This window comes from Halorussus pelagicus, assembly GCF_004087835.1.
Classification (GTDB): Archaea; Halobacteriota; Halobacteria; order Halobacteriales; family Haladaptataceae; genus Halorussus; species Halorussus pelagicus.
The window spans coordinates 2,120,883-2,140,200 of record NZ_CP035119.1 but is presented as its reverse complement, the minus strand read 5'-3'; the positions used below and the strand labels follow the sequence as shown (position 1 = coordinate 2,140,200).

Annotated in this window: 24 protein-coding genes, 1 tRNA gene and 1 pseudogene; 9 read left to right on the top strand and 17 right to left on the bottom strand. The window is 64.2% G+C overall.

What is annotated here, in order from left to right:
* Nucleotides 1–77 precede the first annotated feature (77 nt).
* Complete coding sequence (locus EP007_RS10690; RefSeq protein ID WP_128477646.1) at nt 78–404, bottom strand: uS10/mL48 family ribosomal protein; 327 nt, start codon at nt 402–404, stop codon at nt 78–80.
* A 215-nt stretch (nt 405–619) separates the two neighbouring features.
* Between EP007_RS10690 and EP007_RS10685 the strand changes: the two genes are divergently transcribed.
* Nucleotides 620–1,057, top strand: a complete 438-nt coding sequence (locus tag EP007_RS10685; protein WP_128477645.1) for a bis(5'-nucleosyl)-tetraphosphatase — start codon at nt 620–622, stop codon at nt 1,055–1,057.
* A gap of 206 nt (nt 1,058–1,263) precedes the next feature.
* A complete protein-coding gene (locus EP007_RS10680; RefSeq protein WP_128478566.1) occupies nt 1,264–2,343 on the top strand; it encodes a DUF5787 family protein in 1,080 nt (359 codons plus the stop codon).
* Between the two features lie 31 nt (nt 2,344–2,374).
* Here EP007_RS10680 and EP007_RS10675 read toward each other — a convergent pair whose 3' ends face one another.
* Nucleotides 2,375–2,875: a DUF5797 family protein gene (locus tag EP007_RS10675; protein ID WP_128477644.1), complete on the bottom strand. Its 501-nt coding sequence runs from the start codon at nt 2,873–2,875 to the stop codon at nt 2,375–2,377.
* A 388-nt stretch (nt 2,876–3,263) separates the two neighbouring features.
* On the opposite strand from EP007_RS10675, the gene EP007_RS10670 reads away from it, so the two are divergent.
* A complete protein-coding gene (locus tag EP007_RS10670) occupies nt 3,264–4,040 on the top strand; it encodes an enoyl-CoA hydratase/isomerase family protein (RefSeq protein ID WP_128477643.1) in 777 nt (258 codons plus the stop codon).
* Nucleotides 4,041–4,171: 131 nt separating this feature from the next.
* Here the strand turns inward: EP007_RS10670 and EP007_RS10665 are convergent.
* Nucleotides 4,172–4,456: pseudogene (locus EP007_RS10665) on the bottom strand (MFS transporter); the annotation flags it as partial.
* A 295-nt stretch (nt 4,457–4,751) separates the two neighbouring features.
* Here EP007_RS10665 and EP007_RS10660 point away from each other — a divergent pair.
* Entirely contained in the window at nt 4,752–5,963 is a 1,212-nt protein-coding gene (locus EP007_RS10660) for an inorganic phosphate transporter (RefSeq protein WP_128477641.1), read from the top strand.
* A gap of 236 nt (nt 5,964–6,199) precedes the next feature.
* A complete protein-coding gene (locus tag EP007_RS10655) occupies nt 6,200–6,793 on the top strand; it encodes a cupin domain-containing protein (protein WP_128477640.1) in 594 nt (197 codons plus the stop codon).
* A gap of 42 nt (nt 6,794–6,835) precedes the next feature.
* On the opposite strand, the gene EP007_RS10650 is transcribed toward EP007_RS10655, so the two are convergent.
* Nucleotides 6,836–7,267, bottom strand: coding sequence for a universal stress protein (locus tag EP007_RS10650; RefSeq protein ID WP_128477639.1), 432 nt, complete (start codon nt 7,265–7,267; stop codon nt 6,836–6,838).
* A 124-nt stretch (nt 7,268–7,391) separates the two neighbouring features.
* Between EP007_RS10650 and EP007_RS10645 the strand changes: the two genes are divergently transcribed.
* A complete protein-coding gene (locus EP007_RS10645) occupies nt 7,392–8,585 on the top strand; it encodes a threonine synthase (RefSeq protein ID WP_128477638.1) in 1,194 nt (397 codons plus the stop codon).
* Here EP007_RS10645 and EP007_RS17490 read toward each other — a convergent pair whose 3' ends face one another.
* Nucleotides 8,586–8,741: a hypothetical protein gene (locus EP007_RS17490; RefSeq protein ID WP_166035538.1), complete on the bottom strand. Its 156-nt coding sequence runs from the start codon at nt 8,739–8,741 to the stop codon at nt 8,586–8,588. It lies immediately after the preceding gene.
* 81 nt (nt 8,742–8,822) lie between these two features.
* Nucleotides 8,823–8,993 (bottom strand): hypothetical protein, encoded by a 171-nt coding sequence (locus EP007_RS17485; protein WP_166035536.1) that lies wholly within the window; start codon nt 8,991–8,993, stop codon nt 8,823–8,825.
* A 243-nt stretch (nt 8,994–9,236) separates the two neighbouring features.
* Here EP007_RS17485 and EP007_RS10640 point away from each other — a divergent pair, with 243 nt between their 5' ends.
* Both EP007_RS10640 and EP007_RS10635 read left to right on the top strand, forming a co-directional pair.
* Nucleotides 9,237–9,950, top strand: a complete 714-nt coding sequence (locus tag EP007_RS10640; RefSeq protein WP_128477637.1) for a metal-dependent transcriptional regulator — start codon at nt 9,237–9,239, stop codon at nt 9,948–9,950.
* 75 nt (nt 9,951–10,025) lie between these two features.
* On the top strand, nt 10,026–10,700 hold the full coding sequence (locus EP007_RS10635) for a LysE family translocator (protein WP_128477636.1): 675 nt from the start codon (nt 10,026–10,028) through the stop codon (nt 10,698–10,700).
* A 49-nt stretch (nt 10,701–10,749) separates the two neighbouring features.
* On the opposite strand, the gene EP007_RS10630 is transcribed toward EP007_RS10635, so the two are convergent.
* From EP007_RS10630 to EP007_RS10615, 4 genes are all read right to left on the bottom strand, one after another.
* On the bottom strand, nt 10,750–11,460 hold the full coding sequence (locus EP007_RS10630; RefSeq protein WP_128477635.1) for an HD domain-containing protein: 711 nt from the start codon (nt 11,458–11,460) through the stop codon (nt 10,750–10,752).
* Between the two features lie 258 nt (nt 11,461–11,718).
* Nucleotides 11,719–12,441 carry an alanyl-tRNA editing protein gene (locus EP007_RS10625; protein WP_128477634.1) on the bottom strand — a complete coding sequence of 241 codons (723 nt, stop codon included), beginning with the start codon at nt 12,439–12,441 and terminating at the stop codon, nt 11,719–11,721.
* 68 nt (nt 12,442–12,509) lie between these two features.
* Entirely contained in the window at nt 12,510–12,770 is a 261-nt protein-coding gene (locus EP007_RS10620; protein WP_128477633.1) for a hypothetical protein, read from the bottom strand.
* Between the two features lie 207 nt (nt 12,771–12,977).
* Entirely contained in the window at nt 12,978–13,187 is a 210-nt protein-coding gene (locus EP007_RS10615) for a DUF2065 domain-containing protein (RefSeq protein ID WP_128477632.1), read from the bottom strand.
* A gap of 241 nt (nt 13,188–13,428) precedes the next feature.
* Between EP007_RS10615 and EP007_RS17480 the strand changes: the two genes are divergently transcribed.
* Entirely contained in the window at nt 13,429–13,587 is a 159-nt protein-coding gene (locus tag EP007_RS17480; RefSeq protein ID WP_166035534.1) for a hypothetical protein, read from the top strand.
* A gap of 54 nt (nt 13,588–13,641) precedes the next feature.
* On the opposite strand, the gene EP007_RS10610 is transcribed toward EP007_RS17480, so the two are convergent.
* From EP007_RS10610 to EP007_RS10580, 7 genes are all read right to left on the bottom strand, one after another.
* Nucleotides 13,642–13,745: transfer RNA gene (locus tag EP007_RS10610), tRNA-Gln, on the bottom strand.
* 52 nt (nt 13,746–13,797) lie between these two features.
* Nucleotides 13,798–14,547: an HNH endonuclease gene (locus EP007_RS10605; RefSeq protein ID WP_128477631.1), complete on the bottom strand. Its 750-nt coding sequence runs from the start codon at nt 14,545–14,547 to the stop codon at nt 13,798–13,800.
* A gap of 86 nt (nt 14,548–14,633) precedes the next feature.
* On the bottom strand, nt 14,634–15,062 hold the full coding sequence (locus tag EP007_RS10600; protein ID WP_128477630.1) for a metal-dependent transcriptional regulator: 429 nt from the start codon (nt 15,060–15,062) through the stop codon (nt 14,634–14,636).
* Nucleotides 15,059–15,550, bottom strand: coding sequence for a ferritin-like domain-containing protein (locus tag EP007_RS10595; RefSeq protein ID WP_128477629.1), 492 nt, complete (start codon nt 15,548–15,550; stop codon nt 15,059–15,061). The genes EP007_RS10600 and EP007_RS10595 overlap by 4 nt, the downstream gene beginning before the upstream one ends.
* A 157-nt stretch (nt 15,551–15,707) precedes the next feature.
* Nucleotides 15,708–16,922: a Fe-S cluster assembly protein SufD gene (gene sufD, locus EP007_RS10590; RefSeq protein WP_128477628.1), complete on the bottom strand. Its 1,215-nt coding sequence runs from the start codon at nt 16,920–16,922 to the stop codon at nt 15,708–15,710.
* Nucleotides 16,919–18,349: a Fe-S cluster assembly protein SufB gene (gene sufB, locus EP007_RS10585; RefSeq protein ID WP_128477627.1), complete on the bottom strand. Its 1,431-nt coding sequence runs from the start codon at nt 18,347–18,349 to the stop codon at nt 16,919–16,921. The genes sufD and sufB overlap by 4 nt, the downstream gene beginning before the upstream one ends.
* 9 nt (nt 18,350–18,358) lie before the next feature.
* Nucleotides 18,359–19,258, bottom strand: coding sequence for an ABC transporter ATP-binding protein (locus tag EP007_RS10580; RefSeq protein WP_128477626.1), 900 nt, complete (start codon nt 19,256–19,258; stop codon nt 18,359–18,361).
* Nucleotides 19,259–19,318: the final 60 nt, after the last annotated feature.

Genomic DNA, 19,318 nt, shown 5'->3' with positions numbered 1-19,318 from the left:
CTATTCTTTTGAAAACGCGAGAAACCGACGGTCGAGAGTCTCACCGAAAGTCGCGTCCTCGCAGAAGAATCCGGCAGTCAAGCCATCTGCTCTACTTGTTCGAGTTCGGCTTCGACGTGGACGCCGTCGGGGAAATCGAGCGCGGTGACCTGTCGTGCCAGCTCGTTGTGGCCGACAATCTCCATCTCGCGGGTATAGACGGTGTAGTCCCACGACCGGAACTGGCGGTGTTCGTCGCCCGCGGTCGATTTGTACTGCGGGACGCTGAGTCGTTCCGGCGGGGCCGAGTGGGGTCCGCGGAGTTCCGCGCCTTTTCGTTCTGCTGTCGAGCGAATCTCGTCTACGATTCGGTCCAGAGCCGGGCGATTCCCGCTCTGAAGCCGGAGTTTAGTTACGAAGGTCATGGCTGGGAGTTCGCTGTCGATGTTCTTCAGCACCGAGGTACGTAAAACGTCTGTTCTCGTCGCGGGCCGCGCGGAGTTCGAGCGCGTCCTCCCGAAGTCGTCGCTCGCGTCGATTCGGGACTCGTCCGTATCCGTTCGAATCGCCGGACAGTCACAATCGACGCACGCGGGTTCTCCGACATTCTCTTAACCGACGGCCGTTTATACTCCGCTAAATGACGGTTGAAGCTACGAGCGCGGGCGCAATCCTCTACCGGGATACCCGCGGTCGCCGAGAATACCTCCTCCTCAAGTCTCGTCCGGGCGACTGGGAGTTCCCCAAAGGCGGGGTTGAGGGGAGCGAAGAGTTACAGCAGACAGCTATCCGCGAAGTGAAAGAAGAGGCCGGAATCAAGGACTTCCGGCTCCTCGACGGCTTCCGCGACGACTACGACTACGTCTTCGAGGCCAACGGAAACACCATCCACAAGACGGTCCACCTGTTCATCGCCAAGTCCTACGAGGCCAGCGCGGAGCTGTCCCACGAACACCGCGACCACCAGTGGCGCGACTACGACCAAGCGATAAACACCATCACGCAGGACGGGCCGCGCGAAATCCTCGAAGACGCCCACGAGTTCCTCAACGAGAAAGAGGAGCGCGACGAGGAGTAGCCGCCGCGCGCGGTCGTCGTTCGACTTACTGTCGAGCCACGGCTTCGCCGTTCGAGCGCTCCGCTCTCTTCCGAGTGGTCTTGCCCGCCTTCCGAACGACTTAGGCCCGTCCGCTCCGAACGCCGACCGTGAGCGACGCGGACGCGGACGACCGGAGCGCCGAGACCGATTCGAACGCGGAGGCCGACCCCGAGTTCGTCTTCGAGTTGCGGACCTGCCGGTGGGCCGAGCGCGAGTGGCCGCCCGGCGACGAGGATAGCGCGGACGATAAGGGTGACACGAACGACGCCCTCGGAACTCGCCCCGCAATCGTCGCGCGCCAACTCGGCACCAAGCGCAGGCGATGGGACACCCTCGTCGTGGAGGTGGACCCCGAGGCCCTGCGCCAGCGAGCGAAGTTCGGCCGCAAGCGCCTCGACTCGAACCTGCTGGACGTGATTCCCCACGCGCCCGCCGACTGGGCGTATTACCGCGATGCGCTCCCGGACCCCGGCTACCCGTGGCGGTACGTCCGCGAGACCATCCACCGGGCCGACGACCGCGGCATCCTCGATACTCGAAAGCGAGCCAATCGCATCGAGATTCGCCGCAAGCGGGCCTATCCCGACTGGATAGAGCGCATCGTCGCCGTCGAGAACAAGCCCGACTTGGACGCGAGCGCGGCCCGCGACCTCGCCGCCCAGATGGAGTACGACGTGGCGCTCTCGCTGGCCGACGAGGTGTGGGTCGCTACGCGCGAGACCGGCGAGCGCGTCGAACCCGCCATGTTGGAGCGCCTGCCCGTCGAAGCCGGGATTCTGACGCTCGATAGCGAGACCCGAAGCGCCTCGGAAGAGCGAGCGGGGAGAAACGACCCACAAGCGAGCGTCGAGTGGTTCCCCCGGAGCCTCGACGCCGAGGCTCCCGGCACGCGGATTCTGGAGCGCGGCGAGGAGACGAAATACGGCGAGTCGGCCGCGCGCTTCGAGTACGCCGACCCCGAGTGGAAAGCCGACAAGCGCCTCGAAATCGCCGAGCGCGCCTACGAGAAGGGGTGGCGGGCCTTCGCCGAGACCATGCGCCCGGACTGTCGGCACTTCCAGTTACGCAGGGAGGGACGGACGCTCCTGCCGTGGTGTGGGGCGAAGAACTGCCACCAGACGAGTTCGGAGTGTTCGGGGTCCTGCGGGGATTTCTCCCCGGAACCGCCCCAGTGGCGAACGAAAAACTGGCCAATCGAGGGCGGGCCGGGGAAGGGGATTCAGAAGCTATTGGAAACGCGCCGGGAGCGCAATCGGCCGGAGTAGCCGGAAAACGCCCTGCCCGGACTCGACCGAGTCAGTCCGAAACCGACACCTCGACCGAATCGCGCTCGACAGCCAGTTTGAACGTCGGTACGGTCCGGTAGACGACTTCGACGACGCCCTTGCGCCGCAAGGCCTGTAGCGCGCTCCGGACCGCCTCAGCCTCGGGGTCCACGTCGAACTCCGCGCGCAACTTCTGGAGGACCGAGACCACGCTCTCGGAGTCGTCGTCCGGCCCGGCGACGACGGCGAACACCTGTTGCTGGAGTCGCGGCACCCGAATCGCCGAGGGCGCGCCCTCGCCCTCGTCGTCCACGACGCCGGGTTCCACGTCCACCAGTTCCGCGGCCTCCTTGTTCGCCCGAATCAGGCTGTTGTCGTCGCGGTAGTAATACTCCCCGAGTTCGTTTTCGAGGTACTGGTGGACCTCGCTACCGCTTTCGAGACCCCATCGCTCCTGTAGCTCCGAGTTTTTGGTCGGCTGTAGCTCCACGAGGTCGGCGAGTCGCTCGCGGGCCTCCTCCGAGAGAGTCATCGCTCGGCGCTACGGCGGGGTGATATTTCCGCTTTCCGGAAGGAAGAAAGGGCGACGATAGAGTGAGTGTGAGTAGGGAAAGGGTGACGGTGGAGGGACTGTGAGTGAGGGAAGACGAGAAGAGCTAGCTTCAGGCTTGAGCCAATCATACCGCCCAGCACCGCAACCGCACGGTCCCGCGTCGGCCTCACGCCTCCCCAACCTCGTCGGCCGCATCCGCGGCCGACTTCCCTCGCGCGGATGGGCGGGGCGCGCAGTCGCGCGCCCCGCCCGCACGCGCCGGGGGTGATTGGCCAATCTGCCCCGCGTCGGGGACATCCCCGAGAGAGACAGCGCGTCGATGTCCGGTCTCGGAAGGATTATTCCCGAGGCGGTCGTTCTGTCAAATATGTCCGATTGGGAGACCATTACCCTCGATTACGAGGACGGCGTCGCAACGCTGACCGTGGACCGACCCGACCGACTCAACGCGCTCAACGTCGATACCCTCGAAGCCATCGAGGAAGCCGTCGAGGAGGCCGAGTCCGAGGGCGTCGGCGCGCTGGTCATCACCGGCGCGGGCGACGACGCCTTCGTCGCTGGCGCAGACATCGGCTACATGCAGGACCTCTCGGTGCCCGAGGCCCAAGCCTACGCCGAACTGGGCCACCGCGTCGCGGATAAAATCGAGCAGTTCCCTGCGCCAGCCATCGCGGCCATCAACGGCTACGCCTTCGGCGGCGGGTGTGAACTCGCGCTGGCCTGTGACCTCCGAGTCGCCAGCGAGAGCGCCGTCCTCGGCCAGACCGAGATCGACCTCGGCATCATCCCCGGTTGGGGCGGCACCCAGCGACTCCCCCGACTCGTCGGCGACGAGTTGGCGCGCCGCCTCATTTTCTTCGGCGAGCGCATCGACGCCCAAGACGCCAACGAACACGGTCTCGTCGGCGAAGTCGTCGCAGGCGACCAACTCGACGAACACGTCGGCGAACTCGCGGCCGACCTCGCGGCCAAGCCGACCTACGCGCTCGCCGCCGCCAAGGAGGCCCTGAATCAGTCCCACGAGACCGACCAAGCCGCGGGCCTGCGCTACGAGCGCCGCCTCTGGAGCGGCCTATTCGGCACCCACGACCAGCGCGAAGGGATGGAGGCGTTCGTGGAGGACCGGGAACCGGACTTCGAGTGAGCTAATCCTGCGGCACCGGCGCGGCGATTTCTTCGGGTTCCGAGACGGTCTCCTCGACCTGCGTGTAGACCAACGCCAACCTATCGCCGCCAGCGCGCTCCCGAACGCGAAGGGCCAGACGAACCCGAACGTAACCAGAAAGCCCGACGCGAGCGGTCCGAGAGTCGTCCCGTGAACGGTTGGCCGAAACTGCTGAGAAAGCCGAACAGCGAGAGCGCGACGCCGATGAGAACCGATTGGGAGACTGCGACACCCAGAATCTCGGTGCCGCTCCCGGCCGCACCGCTCGGCGCGTCGAGGACGACCTCGTCCAGAAACTGCGGGAGGACGACGATGAGAAACGAGTTGCCCACCGCGTCTATCATCCGGGCGAACGCGAGGGTCAACACTCGTCGGTCGGTGCCGAGCAGTGCCATCCGTGGGAAGGTAGACCTCTGTGAGCAATAGAATTGTGGTAACAGTAGTCAGGAGAGGTACGCTACCGACCGACACGGTTTTGCTCACTCGGGGCGTGCGTAGATTTATCACCGCCAACGACGTATCAGTCGTGGTATCGGTTCAGGGGTCGGTCCGCGATAGAGTCGGCCGACGCCCGCGAATTGAGACGGACGACGGAGACAGCATGGAAACCCAACAAAGCGACCCTTCGCCTCGGACGCCCCGACCGCCGACCGCCCTCGACCACCGAAGCGTCCGGAGCGCCCGCCACCCGTGACGGGTCTCGTCTTCTGGGCGCTGGTCGTCCTCGCCACGCTGACCGGCCTGTTTACGGCGTGGGCGCTCGGCGCGAACAGCAACTCCCCGCCCTTCGCGCCCGCCATCGGCGCGAACGCCATCTCGACGATGCGCGCGGCGTTCCTCATCGGAATTTTGGCCGCGCTCGGCGCGCTCACACAGGGCGGAAGCATCTCGGACACCGTGGGCGCGGGCCTCATCGACGGCGTAGCCATCACCTCGCTGGCGGCGACCGCGGGTCTGCTGACCGCGACGGCGTTCATGGCCTTCGGCGTCTACACCGGCTACCCCGTCCCGGCGGCGTTCGCCACGACAGGGGCGATGGTCGGCGTGGGCCTGTCGCTGGACGGGACGCCCGCGTTCGACACCTACCGGCGAATCGCCACGTTCTGGGCGCTCGTCCCGCCGGTCTCGGGCGGACTGGCGTATCTGACCGCCACGGTCCTCCGGCGCGACGACATCCCCGAAACGGTCAGCGTCCCGCTGTTAGCCGGGGTGGTCGGCGGCATCGTCGCCAACGTCGAGTTGAGCGTCATCCCGTCGCCGCCCGGCGAGGAGCAAGGCTCCGTCGCGGGGTTCCTCGCGCAACTCGTCGGCAATCCGGCGGTCGCTGGCGTGGACCTCGCAGTCGCGCTCGCTACCCTCGCCGTCGCGGTCGCAAGTTTCCTGTTCATCCGTCGCCGGACGCAGACCTCCGTGGACAAGGGCGTCAAGACGTTTCTGGTCCTCCTCGGGAGCGTCGTCGCGTTCTCCAGCGGCGGCAGTCAGGTCGGCTTAGCGACCGGCCCGCTCGAAAACCTCTACCGGACGGAACTCGGCCTGCCGGGTATCCTCCTGCTGGCTATCGGCGCGACCGGCATCCTCGCCGGTGCGTGGATGGGCGCGCCGCGACTCCTGCAAGCGACCTCGCGGGAGTACGCCCAACTCGGCATCCGGCGCTCCATCGCTGCGCTCGTGCCGGGATTCATCATCGCACAGGCCGCCATCGCGCTCGGCATCCCCATCTCGTTCAACAACATCATCATCTCGGGCGTCATCGGCGGCGGTCTCGCCGGAGGGTCGGCGGGCGTCTCGCGCCGGAAAATAGGCGTGACCCTCGCGTTCTGGGTCATCACGCTGGTCTCGTCGGTCGGGGTGGGCTACGGCGTCTACTGGGCGTTCGCGCAGGTGTTGGGCGGGGCGGTGTAGCCCGACGGGCGGTCGGTCGGGACCGTTCAGCGCGTCGCAACCGAGAGTCTGGCGAGGAGACGCGTCGAACCGAGTCCGGCGGTGAGGAAGACGCGAATCCAGCGTTCGCCGGGAGCGAAGACGGCGCTCTCGTACAGTCCGGTCAGGTTGTGTCCCGTGTCGAACAGGAGAGCGACGCCGACTCGAAAACGTTGACGAAGCGAAATTTTTTGCCACGGTTCCTCGAATCTCCGCGCATGGAAAAAACCGCCATCGCCGACACAGAGCCTATCCAGTTCGGCGACGACGCCGCGGTCCGGGACCTCACGGACCGCCTCGGGGCGACTAACCTCGCGGTCAACCACTACCGAATCCCGCCCGGAGAGGAGTTCCCGAGTGGTCTCCACGCCCACGGCGACCAAGCCGAAATATTCGTCATCCTCGACGGCGCGGCGACCTTCGAGCGCCTCGGCCCGGAGCGCGAGAGGGCAGACGAAATCGCGGTCGAGGCGGGCGAGGTCGTCCGCTTTGCGCCCGGCGAGTTCCAGTCGGGGCGCAACGCGGGCGACGGTCACCTCGTGGCGCTCGCGCTCGGGGCACCGCCGGACAGCGAGGACGTGCGAATCCCGCTCGACTGCCCTGACTGTGGCCACGGCTACCTTTCGCCGGAAGCCAGCGACGCGAGCGACGCGGGCGTGACCCTCGACTGCCCGGCCTGCGGCGCGGCGAACGTCCCACAAGGGTGTCCTGACTGCGGCGCGGAGATGCGGGTCGCGCTCGGCGCGGAGACCGAGACGGTCGTCCGCTGTCCGGACTGTGGCGGCGCGTCCGAGAGTCCGTTCCGGGCGTGAAATGGCACTCGACGCTCGGAACGGCGTAATCACCTTCACCGGCTATCGGACGACCGTCACCGTCACGGGCGCTTCCGCGACGACCGTCGTCGCCACGGTGCCCAGCAATCGCCGGGCGAGTTCGTGGCGCTCGCCGCCGTGGCCGCCCATGACGACGTGGTCCACGTCGTTGGTCTCGGCGTACTCGATGATGGTCTCGGCGGGGTCGCCGGTCTCGACCGCCGTCTCGACGCTCCGGTCGGCCGCGGCGGCGCGCTCCTCGGCGCGATTCACGAGTTCGTCGGCGCGGTCGCGCGCGCTCTCGCGGCGCTGTTCGTCGGGTTCGAGGACGCCGCTCTCGCTCATCGAGGAGTCCAGCGGCGTCACGACGTTCAGGACCGTGACTCGGCACTCGAAAGTGTCGAGCGCGTGGACCAACGCGTCGTCGGCGAGCGGCGACCCGTCCAGCGGGACGAGAACGTGTTCGGGAGCCATGTCGGCGGGTTGGACCCCTATCGGTAAGTATCTCTTCGCCCATCGGACGCTTCGGCCGACGCCGAGACGCAAGCGCTTACCGCGAAGGGGCAGGGATTTGTCCCTCGACTCCGAACGCCCGGACATGGAAACCACCGACGCGTTCGTCGGCCTGACGTGTGTCGATTGCGATGAGACGTTCGACGCCGAGGAGACGACCCACCGCTGTCCCGACTGCGGCGGGATTCTGGACCCCGAGTACGACTACGAGGAAATCGACCTTACGCGCGAGGACATCGAGTCGCGCCCGTTCGACTCGATGTGGCGCTACGAGGAACTCCTGCCGTTCACGCGGGAGACCGCCGTCTCGATGGACGAGGGCGCGACCCAACTCGTGGAGTGTCCGAGCCTCGCCGACGAGATGGGCGTCGGTCGCGTCCTGTTCAAAGACGAGGGGCGGAACCCGACCGGGACGTTCAAGGACCGCGGGCAAACGGCCGCGATAACTGCGGCCGTTCAACACGGCGCAACCGACGTGGCGCTCAACTCGGCGGGCAACGCCGGACAGTCGGCGTCGGCGTACGCCGCCCGCGCGGACCTCCAGTCGCACGTCTTCCTGCCCTCGCGGTCCGGATTCACCAACAAGGCGATGGTCAACGTCCACGGCGGGGATATGACTGTCGTGGAGGGGCGCATCGGCGACGCGAGCGAGGCCTACGCCGACGCGATGGCGGAGAACGACGACTGGTACTCGGTCAAGACGTTCGTGACGCCCTACCGCCACGAGGGCAAGAAGACGATGCTCTACGAAGTGGTCGAGCAAAACGACTGGGAGGTTCCGGACCACATCGTCTACCCGACCGGCGGCGGCGTCGGTCTCGTGGGGATGCACAAAGCCGCCAAGGAACTGCGGGAGTTGGGCCTGACCGACGAGATTCCGTCGATGTACGCGGCCCAGTCGTCAGGGTGTGCGCCCGTCGTCGAGGCCTTCGAGGAGGGCAAAGACGTACACGAGGTCTGGGAAGTCCCCGACACCATCTGTGGCGGTATCGAAATTCCCGACCCCGGCGCGAGTCCCCTGATTCTTTCGGCCCTGCGCGAGAGCGACGGCGGCGCAGTCGCCACCAGCGACGAGGACATCCTCGACAGCGCCATCGCCGTCGCCCAACAGGAAGGCTTGGAGATGGGCGCGACCTGCGCGGCGGCCGCCAGCGGGGCGTGGGAACTCGCGCGCCGCGGCGAGTTCGACGACGACGACACCGTCGTGCTGCTCAACACCGGCGCGGGCAACAAGGACGACGACGTGCTCCGCAGTCACCTGATGAGCAAGGGAATCTAGTTACTGCTCGACACTAACAGGGTGTTCGGCGATTATCCACGCGTCGGGCGACTCCTTCGACCGCAGTTCGAGACCCCTATCGTGGAAGTGAGCGGTGATTCGGTCGCTCGTCTCGGACTCGGACATCGTGTCGGGCGCTACGTCGGACCCGGCCATTACTATTCGGCGTCTACGAGCGAGTACAGTCTGTCTACGAGCGAACACGCTGCGATTACTCGGGGAAACGTGCGTCGAGAGTCAGTAGAAGTACACTTCGAACTCGTCGCCGCAACTGCTACAGTCCACCGTCGTCCCCGTGAGTCGGTCGGCGTCCAGAAACTTCGCGTCGGAGTCGCGGCCGTCAGCGGCCAACTCGACGGCCCTGTCGTCGCAGTTCGGACATCCGACCCTCGTCGCTGCTTTCGACATGTCCCCACCGACGGACGCGGGTCCGTTAGTTATAAACGGTCTGAACGACTCGCGGACCGACCGTTGGCCGCGCGCTAACGCGGCGTAGCCTCGGGGTACGTTCGCCGCCGGGACCGATTTTCGATGCCTATCCGCGAGTACGCCGGTCGTACTCGCGGGTCGAACCCTGTGGGAGGGGTCGAATGGTCCCGAGTCGCCCTGAGACAAATATAAGTTTTAGACGAATCTAATCAGGGTACCGTGATGCTGAGCGACGTGATGGAAGATTATCTCAAAGCGATATACGCCCTCCAGCAGGACGAGGAGGGTCCCGTCGCCACCTCCGCCATCGCCGAGTATCTGGACGTGACGCCCCCGACCGTGACCAGCATGGTCGAGAAACTCGAAGAGCGAGGGCTAGTCGAGCGCGAGAAGTACAAGGGGGTCGAACTCTCCGCGGAGGGCGAGACCGTGGCGCTGGAAGTCCTGCGCCACCACCGCCTGCTCGAATCCTACCTGACCGAACACCTCGACTACTCGTGGAGCGAGGTCCACGAGGAGGCCGACCGACTCGAACACCACATCAGCGAGGAGTTCGAACAGCGCGTCGCCGACGTGCTTGGCGACCCCGAGGTAGACCCCCACGGCGACCCGATTCCGAGCGCCGACCTCACGCCGCCCGAGGAAGACGACACCACGTCGCTATCGGACCACGGACCCGGCGACAGCCTCGTCGTCGCGCGCGTGAGCGACCGCGACGAGGAGGAGCTGCGCTACCTCGCCGACGCGGGCATCGCGCCCGAGACGGAACTGCGCGTCGTGGACGTGGCTCCCTTCGGGATGGTGACGGTTCGGTTCGACGGCGACGGGGACCGCGAGCAGAGCCTTCCCGAGAACGTCGCTCGCTCCATCCGGGTCCGACCCGCGGACGGTAACGACGGAGCGAACGGCGACGACGGCGGGGAGATAGGTATCTGACGCACCTGTCAGAGGGGCGGCATTTCAGCTATCGGAGAGACAGCTTTTTCTCGCCCGCGGCGTCACTCTCGGTAGATGCTGAACGCCGTCGTCTCGGGACTCGCGGGCGTCGCGCTCGGTCTTTCGCTGGCGGCCCCGCCGGGACCGATGAACGCCATCATCGCCGAAGAGAGCGTCCTCCGCGGGTGGGGGTCGGGATTCCGCGCGGGTCTCGGCGCGCTGTCGGCCGACGCCTGTTTTTTCGTCCTCGCGCTGTTGGGCGTCGTCGCCGTGGTTCGAGACGTGCCCGTCGTCCAGCAGGCGCTGTTCGGCTTTGGGGGCCTGTTAATGCTGTACTTCGCGTACGGCACGGCGAACGACGCCGACGCCGCGTTCGGCGGCGACGCCGCGCCCGACGGGGCCGGACCCGCGGCGAGGGCGGAGAGCAAGGGATTCCGGAAGGCGTTCGTGCTGGCGCTGACCAACCCCTATCAGATTCTCTGGTGGCTCACGGCGGGCGTCGGCCTGCTCGACCCCGGCACGTTTTCGCCGGACGCGCTCGGCGGCCTGACGGTCTCGACGGGGAGTCCGATAATCGTGGTCGGGTTCTTCGGCGGCATCGCGCTGTGGGTTATCGGCTTCCCGGCCGCGCTGGTGACGGTCGGGCGGCGCGTGGACTCGTTCGCCCCGGTCGTCGCCTACCTGAGCGCGCTGGTGCTGGCGCTGGCCGGAGCCTCGTTCCTCTGGAAGGCGACCGGGATTCCGGCATAGACCGGGCGACGTGATACCGGCCGCGCAGAACTGCGAGCGCGGCGTCTCGTTATGGCCGTCGTTGTGTCCGGCGGTCCGACTGCTCGTTGTGGTCCATCTGTGGCACCTCGCCTTCCAGCCACTCGCGGAACCACTTGACGCGTTTCAGGCGCTTGTGGGCGATTCCTTCAGCGGTGTCGGTCTGGACGCGACTGGCGGCGTCCTTGCCCCGCTCCATCACCCTATCGACCATCTCGGCGGCGTCCATGTGGGTCCGGGCCTCGTAGCCCATCCGAAGCAGCATTAGCGCGGTACCGTTCGCGCCCACCTTGTCGAGTAGGTCGGCCTCGATGAGACACTGGGTCTCTTTGGGTAGGTCGGTCAGATCGCCCTGATAGGAGTGGTTCTCGACGGCCTTGCAGACCTCCTCGATGAACGATTCGGGGAAGTCGCCGTGGGTTTCGAGGTACTTCCGGGCGATGCGCGCGCCCTCCTCGGCGTGGACTTCTTGGTCGGCGTCGAGTTTGGCGATGTCGTGGAACAGCGCCGCGACACGGGCCACGTCCACGTTTGCGCCCTCCTGCTCAGCGATGGTGCCCGCCAAATCGACCACGTTGAGGATGTGGTTGAACCGGTACTCCGCGGAGTGCCACGGGTACCACCGCATTCGGCCGCCGCCGTCCTCGTTTTCGACGCTCGCCGCGAGGTACTCGTAGACGAAGTCCTCCATTGCCTCGAACTCGGTCTCGGTGACGGGCGACTCCTTAATTTCGACTCCCACAGAACCACCTCGATTTGCAGATGTCCGTACTCATTCTTACTCGTATAAACGAATGATTGACTCTTTAGACTTACGACGACGACACCGCCAACTGCGCGGCCGTTTCCGCGCGTTCGTCCGAAACGCCGGTCGCCCGAATCGAAGGTGGAACCGCCGGACTCGGACAGGTGCCTGACACCTCGACCGGACACGGGGACTTACCCTTGGCGTCGGTGCGTCTGCGAGGGCGTCGCAGACGCACGTCTTGCTTCTCGCGGACTACTCCGCCAGCACGAACTCGATTCGTTCGGTCTTCTCGCCCTTCGACTCCCGGTTCGTTATCTCGACTCGACCGACCTCGCCGAGGTGATCGACGTGCGTGCCGCCGCAGGGGCAGTAGTCGAACCCCTCGATTTCGACCACCCTGAGCGGATCGACGTGGTCCGGAATCAGGTTCAGGAGCGCGCGACCCTCCTCGGTCCGCTCCTCGGCCTCCTCGCGCGGGCGCTCGGCCTTGGTGACCGCGAGGTCGCGCTCGATGGTCTCGTTCGACAGGCGCTCGATGCGTTCTACGTCTTCCTCCGAGAAGTCTACCGGTTCGAAGTCGATGCGCGAGCGGTCGGCGTGAATCTGATTGCCCGCCGTCTCGGCACCGTACTCGTCTAAGACGACGCGCGAGACGACGTGCTGGGCGGTGTGCATCCGGCGGTGGGTCTCGCGTCGTTCGGCATCGATTCGTCCCTCGACCGTCTCGCCCGGTTCCGGCAGGTCGCCTGCAACGTCTTCGACGTAGTGGCGCACGTCGCCGTGGTTCTTCCGGACCTTCGTCACGGACGCGGACCCGCCGTCCCACGACAGTTCGCCTCGGTCGGCCGGTTGGCCGCCGCCCTCGGGGTAGAAGTAGGTCCCGTCGAGGACGAGGTGGTCGTCTCCCGCCACGCTGACGGTCGCCTCGAACTCGGTCACGTCGTCGGCGTCGGGAAGGTAGCGTTGCTCGGTCACACCCGGTCAAAAGCGGTCCAACGGCTTAACCGATTGGCTGGCGGAAGCGCGCTACGCCGCCGTCGTCGTCAGTTGAGCCAGCCAGCGACTCGCCGCCGGAGTCGCACGAACATCGGCGTCCGCTGTGGGTCGTCGCCGCGGTCGGTTCGGCGGTTCGCGGCGTCGGCCCGCGACTCGCGCGCGACTGAAGAGGGGTGGCCCTGCTCGCGCGACCGGAACAGGTCGCGGGTGGCGAGCGCGAACAGCGCCCCGCCGAGCAGAGTCCAGTTGACGACTCGCGGCCGCGGAGCGCGACGAACGACGACGTAGCCGACGCCGACGAAAAGCACTGAGGCCGGTATTAGCCACGTCAGTTGCATCGCTCTCCGGGAGAGAGGTGGTTTAGCCGTCGTTGCGTGCGCGTGGGGACCATCGGTTGAGTCGTCAGTTCGTAGTATGTTTGTTATACATCGCCTGATAAGCTTTTATATTTTTGTTACTTAAGAAGTGGAAATATATGGCCGAGGTAAAGAGTCTTTGTAGCGGAGTAGGCACCGTCAACTGACGGCCAAAACGAGCGTAACGACGCCGACGAGGATACAAACCAGTCCGACTCGACGCTTGTAGGCGGCGAAGTCGTCGTTGGGTTCCGGTGGGAGCGACAGGAGCGCCGACTGGACCCGCAGGACGCTCCGCGGAACGAGGTAGTCTGCGAATCCCCACGCGACCAGCGCGAGTCCGACGGCGAGTTTCACGGGGTCGGACATAGGGTGTTCTTAGTCAACATGAGACAAGAAATAAGTTACTGCAAATACAACGCATCTCCTCTCGTTTCGATGATGGCGTAGAGACTTTCTTCGCAATCCGTTGGTTGCTTCCCGAGTAGAGGTGCATACGCTCTTGGGTCGCCCAGCGCCCACGACTGGACACTCAAATACCCGATAATGACACAAATCTTTGGTTTTCGCTATGTGAAAATTACTTATTGTCGATGTGAGGACGATATCCATGGCTCTGGTAGAGAACTGCTGTGTCTGTGGCGGCGACATCGACACCGGCCCCCTTGGCACTCCGCGCAACTCGTGCGACGACTGCGGCGGACTGTTTCACAGGGACAAGTGCGGCCGAGGAACGCTGTACGGGTTCAAGTGCAACGACGGTCTGTGAGCGGTGACGGGTAGACAACCCTGTTTCGCGTCGAGAGTGTCTGTAAAAGGCGTATAGTCCCGGGCGGATTCGAACCGCCGTCATAGGCTATCTTCCGTAACGACTCGTAACCCGCTACGTCCAAAGGCCCATATGATTGGCCACTACACCACGGGACTTCGTTCGCTCGTAAGAGCGTACCAAGTGGTAGTCTTTCCTCGTACAATAGTGTTACTTTTCGGCTGGCGGTGACGGTACGGTAACGTTTCCCGCTTCCACGTTTCGATGACAGCTTCGGCAGAGCGCAACGACGTTCTCTAATCGATGTGCTTGCTGTGGGCGCTCGAAACTGCGAACCGGCTTGATGTGGTGAACGTCGGGGTTTCGACCGATTTCTTCCGCCGTCGCTCCGCAGTTCTGGCACGAATGTGCGTCTCTATCTAACGCTTTGCGTCGAACCTGCCACCACTGCTCTCCATAACCGAGATCCCCGCCTTCCCACTGATGGTGATTCTCGCCGACGACGTTCTCCGAGAGCCACGAACCGTAGCAGTCTACATCGCAGAATACGCCTCGTTTTCGATTCTCGACGCGAGAAGGGCGTGCTTCGATGGCATCACCGCAATACTTGCATGCTGTCGAAACTCGGTCTCTCGTCGCTGGATTCTCGGGGAGCAACCCGACCGAACTTTCGACGCAGTCCGAGCAGTACGTTCCCTCTTTGTCGGACGGATAGTACTGAAACTCAGAGCCACAACAGACGCACGTTTCCGTCTCTGTCGCGTCTTTCCAGTTCCCGTTGTTCTCACCGGCGTTCGGGTCACAGTCGTCGCAGTACTCCAACCGAGCCTTCGGGTCGTAGAAATCGGTTCCACAGCCGTTACAAGTACGATTCGGCAGTTTCTCACCGTGTGCGTGACTGTGGTGGATTCGTGTTCCCTGTTCGGAGTCGAACGAGTCCCCACAGGTCGGACAGTCCATGCGTGGGATTTGTGACTATCTAGACTTCAACGTTCGGACTGGAACGTAGAACGCAACGCGAAAGCCCCCGAGAACGACCCACGCACTCAGTCCGCTTCGCCTTCGCTGACCAACTCCGCGCACATGTCGGCGTCGGCGTCGAAGCAGTCCGGACACTGCGGTTCGCGGTCGATGATGGTGTCGAGTCGCTCCGCGACGGTCTCGTCGATGACGCTTTCGAGCGCCTTGGCCTCGCTCGGGAACTCCTCGACTTCGAGAACGTTGTGAAGGAAGCGCTCGATGATGCAGTAGGTCTGAAGCGCCTCGCGGGCCTGCTCGATGCCCTCGTCGGTCAGCGAGACGCCCTTGTACTTCTCGTGGTCGGCGAGGCCCCGTTCCTGAAGCTTCCCGATCATCTCGTTGACGCTCGCGGGACTCACGTCGAGACGGTCAGCGAGCGACCCGGTTGACGCCGGGCCGTTCTCCATCCGCTGTACGAGATATATCGCTTTCAAATACTGATCTGCGGTGTTCATTCTCGGGCCTCCATAATTTCGGTTACTTCCTCGACACCTTCGGCCTCTTCCTCACGAATCGTCTTCAAAGTGGCGAGCAGTTCCTCGCGGTCGAGCGCGTAGTCGGTGTCGCTGGCCTCGATGGCTTCGATGAGGTCGTCGTAGAACTTGTACGCGGTCTCCTCGCCGTGGAGTTGGTCGTAGAGAACGCCGTCGAAGCTCTCGGGACCCGTCTGGGCGTAGCGTCCTTCGACGAGCGTCTGAATCTCTTCGAGGGGCACCGCGCGGGCGTCCAACTGGTCGATGAGGTCTTCCAGTCGGCGTCGGTGGTCCGCGGACTCCTCGCGGGCCGCTTCGAGCAGTTCCTCGACGGCGTCGTCGCGCTCGTCCGGCGAGAGCGTCTCGTAGTGACGCGCCGCGCGGACCTCGACGACTTCCTCCAGTACGACCCCGATTTGGAGCAGGCGGGCGAGTTGGTTGTCCGTCGAGACGCGGTCGTTGACCGTCATCCCGACCACCCGTGGCTGTACTTCGGTACGACTGTCATTGATACACTGTCGGGAGTTGGGAGACTTAACACGTTTGGTCGGGTTCGACCGCGCGCACCGCTGGCGACGCGAGCGCGAAGGAAGCAGAGAGAAAGAAACGGTAGAATCGGGAGAGCGACTACTCGTGGAGTCGTTCCCGCACGCGGGTTTCGAGGTCTTCGCGTAGTTCCTCGACTTCGACCTCTTCGAGCACCGGGACGAAGAAGCCTTCGACCAGCATGTTGCGGGCCGACTCGTCGTCGAGTCCGCGGGAGGTCATGTAGAACATGTCCTCCTCGTCTATCTGGCCGACGGTCGCCGAGTGACTGGCCTCGGTGTCGTGGTTGTTGATGATGAGCTTCGGGGAGGCGTCGGCCTCGCTCTCGTCGCTCAGCATCAGGGTGTTCTCGCGCTGGTAGGAGTTGGTGTCCCACGCGTCTCGGCCGACGTCCTGCACGCCCTCGTAGACCGAGCGCGCGTCGTCGTCGAGGACACCGCGAGTCACGAGGTCAGCGGTCGTGTGAGCCGTGTTGTGCCAGACGCGGGCCGCGATGTCGAAGTGCTGGTCGTCGTGACCGAAGAACGCGCCGACCGTCTTGGTTTCGGAGCCTTCGCCGTTCAGTTCGGTCTCGACCGAGGACTTCGTCAGACGCGACCCGACGTTGCCCTCGACCCAGTTGACCGTAGCGTAGTCGTCGGCGTCGCCGCGCTTGAGCGTGTAGTTGTACGTCTCCTCGTCTAAGTCCTGTAGCGAGCCGTACTGGACGTGGCTGTTCTCGCCCGCGGCGACTTCCACGAGGCCGCTGTAGTAGCGGTCGCCTTCGACGGATTCGCCGGTGTCCTGCCGTTCGAGGATGGTAACGGACGAAGACTGCTCGGTGACGACCAGCGTGTAATTGAACAGCGACTGGGAGTGCTGGGTCGTCCGGATAGTAACGTCCTCGGCATCGACGTTCTTCGGGACGTAGACCAGCGTGCCCGTGCTGAACAGGGCGGTCGAGAGTGCGGTCAGGTAGTTCTCCTGCGGGTCGATGACCGACCCGAAGTGCTCCTTCAGGAGGTCCTCGCGCTCTTCGACGGCTTCCGAGAGCGGGAGGACTTCGGCCTCCTCGGGACCGAGTTGGTCTTTCTCCTCGGCGGCGTTCAGCGGGTCTACGAAGCTCTCGTAGTCCAGCCCGTCGAGGTTGGTCCAGTCGCGGCCCGGCGTTCGAATCACGTCGGGCATCTCCAACTCGTCGAGCGCCGCGAGGGCGTCGAGGCGAGTGTCGAGGAGCCAGTCGGGTTCCCCGAGTTCGTCGGAGATCTCCCGAACCGTCTCCTCGGAGATGGTCTCGTGGACTTGTGTCGCGGTCATCCGAGGCTCCCCTCCATTTCGAGTTCGATGAGTCGATTGAGTTCGACGGCGTACTCGATGGGTAGCTCCTCGGTAATCGGCTCGATAAACCCGGAGACGATCATCTGCTTGGCGTCGTCGTCGTCCAAGCCACGGCTTTGGAGGTAGAACACGTCCTCGTCGCCGATTTTCCCGACCGTCGCCTCGTGGGCCACGTCCACTTTCGACTCGTCGATCTCCATGTACGGCATCGTGTCCGACGTTGACTCGTTGTCGAACATCAGCGCGTCACACTCCACCGATGTGGAGGAGTGTTCCGCGCCCTCCGAGATGTGGACGAGACCGCGGTAGTTGGTGCGGCCACCGTCCTTGCTGATGGATTTGGACTCGATGGTGGACTTGGTGTGGGGCGCGTTGTGGTAGACTTTCGCGCCGGTGTCGATGTTCTGGCCCTCGCCAGCGAACGCGATGGTGATGTTGTTCGCCGACGCGTTGCGGCCCTTCAGGATGGTGCAGGGGTAGAGCATCGTCGCTTTCGACCCCATGCTTCCGGACACCCACTCCATGCGGCCACCTTTCTCGACGATGGCGCGCTTGGTGTTGAGGTTGAAGGTGTTTTTCGACCAGTTCTGGACGGTCGAATACTGAACGTGGGCGTCCTCGCCGACGAAGACCTCGACGCCGCCGGAGTGAAGATTGTGGCTTCCGTATTTGGGTGCCGAACAGCCCTCGATGTAGTGGACTTCCGAACCCTCTTCGGCGATGATGAGGGTGTGCTCGAACTGGCCCATCCCTTCCGAGTTCATCCGGAAGTAGGCCTGCACGGGCATTTCGACGGTCACGTCTTCGGGGACGTAAACGAAGCTCCCGCCCGACCAGACGGCGCCGTGAAGCGCGGCGAACTTGTTGTCGCTCGGGGGAACGCAGGAGGTCATGAAGTGTTCTTTGACGAGGTCTTCGTGCTCTCGCACGGCCTCGTCCATGTTGCAGAACACGACGCCCTTCTCTTCCCACTGTTCCTGCATGTTCTGGTAGACGACTTCGGACTCGTACTGGGCGCCGACGCCCGACAGCGCCTTGCGCTCGGCTTCCGGGATGCCCAGTTTCTCGAAGGTGTCCTGAATGTCTTCCGGCAGGTCGTCCCAGCTATCCGCGCCCTCGCGTTTGTCCACGTCCGGCCGGATGTACGGCACGATTTCCTCTACGTCCAACTCGGTCAGGTCCGGCTGGCCGGGCCAGTCGGTCGGCATCGGCATCTCGTTCCAATGCTCGAGTGCCCGGAGCCGTCGCTCCAGCATCCAGTCCGGTTCGCCCTTGTCCTCGCTGATGAGGCGTACGACCTCTTCGGTCAGCCCCTTGTCGGATTTGACCGCCGCGCTCTCGTCCTTCTTGAACGCGAAACGTTCCTCCGTGTTTGTCTCTTTTAGTTGATCTTGTTCCGAACTCATGCTATCACCTTACGCAGCCTCGTAGACTTCGTCTCTGACCCAGTCGTACCCCTTGTCTTCCAGCTTCTCGGCCAGTTCCGCGCCACCGCTCATGGCGATTTCGCCGTCGAGCATGACGTGAACGTGGTCGGGTTCGACGTAGTCGAGAATCCGCTGGTAGTGAGTAATCTGGAGAACGCCGGTGCCCTGCTCGTCGCGCAGGGCGTTGATACCGTTCGACACGTCCTGTAGGCGGTCGATGTCGAGACCGGAGTCGATCTCGTCCAGCACCGCGATGGACGGTTCGAGGATGGCCGCCTGAAGGACCTCGTTTTGCTTCTTCTCGCCGCCGGAGAAGCCAGCGTTGAGGTACCGATGGGCGAACTCCTCGTCCATGTCGAGCAGGTCCATCTTCTCGGAGAGAATCTGCTGGAACTCCGCAACGTCAACCTCGCCCTCGTCGGCGGGACCCTCCATGGGACTGGTGTCGTAGCCCGCGTCTTCGTCTTCGTCGTCGGCCTCAGCTTCCTCGTCTTCGTCCTCGAAGAGTTCCGCTTGCTCGTCGAGTTTGGCGTTGAGCGCCTGTCGGAGGAAGTTGACCATCGTGACGCCCTCGATTTCGGCCGGATACTGGAAACCGAGGAAGATGCCGAGCGCCGCGCGCTCGTTCGGTTCGAGGTCGAGAAGGTCCCAAGACCGCTTGTCTTCCGGTACGTCCTCGTCGTCGAGGGTGAGAATGACCTCTCCCTCGGTTACCTCGTAGGCCGGGTGGCCAGCGATTACTTTCGCCGTGGTGGACTTCCCGCTTCCGTTCGGTCCCATCAGGGCGTGAATTTCTCCCGAGTCAACTTGGAGGTCGACGCCGTTGAGAATCTTCTCGTCGGCTTCGACGACCTCTGCGTGTAGATTTTTGAGTTCGAGCGTTGCCATTGTTAGGTTCACCTAAGTCGTATGGAGAATGGGTTGTGCCACCCATAATACTTTCGCATT